At 68.6% G+C, this 3663-nt stretch carries 5 protein-coding genes; 4 read left to right on the top strand and 1 reads right to left on the bottom strand.

Annotation, left to right across the window (positions count from 1 at the left end; all coding sequences use genetic code 11):
• The 3 genes from ACFR9S_RS06480 to ACFR9S_RS06470 all read left to right on the top strand — a co-directional run.
• Window positions 1–476 (top strand): DUF1028 domain-containing protein (locus tag ACFR9S_RS06480; protein WP_379818297.1); only part of this gene is annotated, 476 nt, incomplete at its 5' end.
• Window positions 477–573: 97 nt separating this feature from the next.
• Window positions 574–720, top strand: a complete 147-nt coding sequence (locus tag ACFR9S_RS06475) for a hypothetical protein (RefSeq protein ID WP_202594678.1) — start codon at window positions 574–576, stop codon at window positions 718–720.
• A 297-nt stretch (window positions 721–1017) separates the two neighbouring features.
• The gene (locus ACFR9S_RS06470) at window positions 1018–1296 is read left to right on the top strand and encodes a PadR family transcriptional regulator (RefSeq protein ID WP_379732210.1); all 279 of its coding nucleotides are present in this window, start codon (window positions 1018–1020) and stop codon (window positions 1294–1296) included.
• On the opposite strand, the gene ACFR9S_RS06465 is transcribed toward ACFR9S_RS06470, so the two are convergent.
• The gene (locus ACFR9S_RS06465) at window positions 1293–2474 is read right to left on the bottom strand and encodes an AI-2E family transporter (RefSeq protein WP_379732211.1); all 1182 of its coding nucleotides are present in this window, start codon (window positions 2472–2474) and stop codon (window positions 1293–1295) included. The genes ACFR9S_RS06470 and ACFR9S_RS06465 overlap by 4 nt on opposite strands.
• Window positions 2475–2573: 99 nt before the next feature.
• On the opposite strand from ACFR9S_RS06465, the gene ACFR9S_RS06460 reads away from it, so the two are divergent.
• Window positions 2574–3663, top strand: a 1090-nt coding sequence (locus ACFR9S_RS06460; protein ID WP_379818296.1) for an MgtC/SapB family protein, incomplete at its 3' end; no start/stop codon positions are given.

The following is a 3663-nucleotide window of genomic DNA, read 5'->3' as shown; positions in this document are numbered from 1 at the left end:
CCGGCGACGAGGCCGGCGGCGACAGCCGCGGCAAGCAGGCCGCGGCGCTGTACGTCGTCAAGCCCGAGGGCGGCTACGACGGCGGAAACGACCGCTGGATCGACGTGCGCGTCGACGACCACGAGACGCCGATTCAGGAGCTCGAACGCGTGTTCAAGCTGTACGACGTGACGCTGCTGGCCCGGGAGGAGCCTGAAGAGGTGACGGAACTCACCGGCGAGACCGCACAGGCGGTCGCCGACACGCTGGTCGATCTGGGTCACCTCGACGCCGAGGACGCGGAGACCGTCGCCGCGTTCGCCGAGCCTCAGCGCGAGGCGCTGGAGGCGTTCCGCGGGATGAACAACTTCGAGAACCACTCGCTGCCCGTCGTCGAGGACGCGCTGGCCCGCGGCTGGGACGACGCCGACGGCGAGGGCGAGCAGCGCATGGTCGACGCTATCTGGCACGGGCTTCAGCGGCTGGAGCGGGAGTAGCTGGATCCACGAACCGCGTGGTCCCCGAGTAGCGGAACTGGCGGCCGCGCCCGACTGCGCCGTCACGCCCAAGCGCCCCCAGGTTCTACCTCGCTTCATGCGCGACGAGTCGGAGATCCGCGAGCAGTACGAGTTCCTGCAGGAACAGCTCGACAGCGAGGAGATGAACCACGAGGGCGTCAGGGAGATGTTTACCTACTACAAGCGGGCGCTGGGATGGGTGCTCGAGGAGGAGCACATCTAGTGTCGGATTCGGGACAACGCTACGTTTAATGGCGACGACGACAAACGACCGATGACGCTTCGTCTGGAGGGCCGAAGCGTCAGCGGGGACCGTTTCGACGCCGGGCCGGGCCGGTTTTCTCGGCCCGCCCGGCGTTTTCGTTCTCACGTTCGTCAGTCACTGCTCCGTCGGTTCGTCTCGCCGACCCGTCGGTCGGGCTGGCACCCGGGAACCGACCCGTATCGGGCGTCAACGGCCGTCATCGTGCCGATCTGCGTAATCTTTATCAACGTTCCGAAATAATTGGTAAATAACACGATGTACGATCTCACCGGGTTCCAGCGCGACCTCCTGTACGTCATCGCGGGCGAGGGTGAGCCACACGGGCTGGCGATCAAAGCGGAGTTGGAGGAGTACTACGAGTCGGAGATCCACCACGGGCGGCTCTACCCCAACCTCGACACGCTGGTCGAGAAGGGACTCGTGGAGAAGGGCCAGCGCGACCGGCGGACCAACTACTACACGCTGACCCGCCGCGGCACCCGCGAGATCGAGGCACGCCGGGAGTGGGAGAACCAGTACGTCGACCTCGACTAACCCTCGTCCCCGGTCGCCCCCGGTGTCTCTTCTTCGTCCCCGCTGAACGCGAACTCCCCGGCGCCGACGGTGATGTAGCTCGGGTCGACCGCGTACGGCTCGATCGCCTCCCCGGAGATCAGTTCGGGGAGAACGACCCGGGTGAAGTGGACGACGAACACCAGCAGCATCGGCATCAGGAAGATCCCGTACCAGCTGAACAGCAGCGGCCCAAGCGTGTACGCGAGCATCAGCGCACCCACGTGGAGCGACCGCCCGGAGACGTACGGCCGGAGCACGAGATCGGGGATCGTGTCGACGATCACGAACGACACCGCGACGAAGGCGACGACGAACGCGAACCCGCCGGCCGTCCCCGCGAGCGCCGACTGGATCGCCAGCACCAGCGCGACCGGCACGTAGACGAGTTTCATCCCCACGACGGGGATCAGGCTCGCGATGCCGGCGAGCATCCCCACAAGCGCCGCCGCCGGGATCGACCCGCCGGGGGGCGCGAACACGTTCAGCACGGAGTAGGCGATCACGGCGATCGTCCCGGTCAGGATCGCGTTGAGGATGTTGCCGAAGAAGATCGAGTTGAAGTCCCGGTCGACCGCGCCGAAGAACGTCCGAACGGTCCCGCGGTCGTCGTCGAAGTTCCGGACGAACCAGCGCGCGAGCCGGTGGTCCTCCCGGAGCAGGTAGAACGCCATCGCCAGCATCACGAACAGGTGGATGCCGGCGATGCCCAACACCGCGACGGTGCCGAACGCCGATTCGATCGACCCGAGCAGCCCCGACAGGTCGGCCGACGTGAGCATCTCCACCATCCCGCCCTGAAGCAGGCTCTCCGGGTCGGCGATCCCGTCCAGTAGCGCCGGGTCGATGCCGAGCTGTTCGACATCGATGGTGGTCGTCTGGGCGTAGCGATCGAGCTCCTGCAGTACGATGGTGAGCGCGTACCCCACCAGCACCAGCGCCGGCAGCACCAGCGCGAACAACGACACGGCGGCGGCGAGGCTGGGGCTGTCGAGCGCGCGCCGGAGCTGCCGGTAGATCGGCCGGGTCGCGTAGTAGACGAAGAGGCCGAACACGAACGTCCCGACGAAGGAGTAGGCGATGAACACCAGCGCGCCCGCGAGCGCGACGCCGAGCGCCCCCCACGCCAGTCGCCCCTTGTCGACCTCCAAGAGCTCCATACCCCCCGAGGGGACCGGCGCGAGTATAAGCGTGTTCCCGGCCCGAGCGCCGCACCAGCCCGTAGACATTTACGTGCCGGGTGCGGTACGTAGCGACCCATGCCGCCGCTGCAGGCCGACACGCTGTTCGCCGCCCCGCTGTCGGAGCCGGTGGTCCGGCTGACGATCGCCGCCGCGCTGGGGCTGTTCCTCGGCCTCGAACGCGAGTGGTCCGAGAAGTCGGCGGGCGTGCGGACGTTCTCGCTGTTGACGCTGTCGGGCGCGACGACGACGCTGCTGGCCGAACGCGTCGCCACCACCGGCGCGCTGGTGGCGGTCGGCGGCCTGCTCGTCCTGTTGATGGGCGGGCTGCTCGCGGTCCGGGAGCTCCAGAGCGACAGCGAGGACGCCTCGCTCTCGCTGACCACCAGCGTCTCGATGTTCGTCGCCTACGGGATCGGCGCGCTCGTTGCGGGTGGGCTGGTGATCGAGGGGGTGACGGTGGCGGTGCTCTCCTCGGCGCTGCTGGTGCTCAAACGGGAGCTTCACTCCTTCGCCGGCGGCCTCGACCGCGCCGAACTGCGCTCCTCGACGGAGTTCGCCGTGCTCGCGTTCGTGATCTACCCGATCCTGCCCGCCGAGGAGATGGACCTCTTCGGCGTCGGCTTCCCGCCGCGGGTGGCGTGGCTGATGGTCGTCACCGTCGCGGGGATCGGGATCGCGAACTACGCGCTGGTACGGAGCTACGGCGGCCGCGGCGTCGCTATCACGGGCTTTTTCGGCGGGCTGGCGTCCTCGACCGCGGTCGTGGGCTCGATGCTCGATCACGTCCGCCAGCGCGACTCGGTGACGGAGTACGCCGTCGCCGCGGTGCTGCTGGCCGACGCCGCGATGGCCGCGCGCAACCTCGGGATCGTCCTCTTCTTCACGCTGACCTCGGGCGTGCCCGTGCTCGTCGCGGCGGCGGCGCCGCTGGGCGCACTGGTGCTCGCGAGCGTGGGCGCGGCCGCGCTGACCGCCGACTGGGACACGTCGCTCGACGTCGAACTCGAGAGCCCGTTCTCGATGCGGAACGCGCTCACCTTCGGCGCGGTGTTCGCGGTGATCCTCGTCGGCTCGGCGTTCGCACAGGCCCGCTTCGGCACCGCGGGGCTGTTCGTCAGCGCGGCGATCTCGGGGCTGGTCTCCTCGGCGGGCGCGACCACGTCGG

Source organism: Halolamina salina, assembly GCF_042678005.1.
GTDB lineage: Archaea > Halobacteriota > Halobacteria > Halobacteriales > Haloferacaceae > Halolamina > Halolamina salina.
The sequence above is the reverse complement of the archived record's forward strand: the minus strand, read 5'-3'. Positions and strand labels throughout refer to the sequence as shown.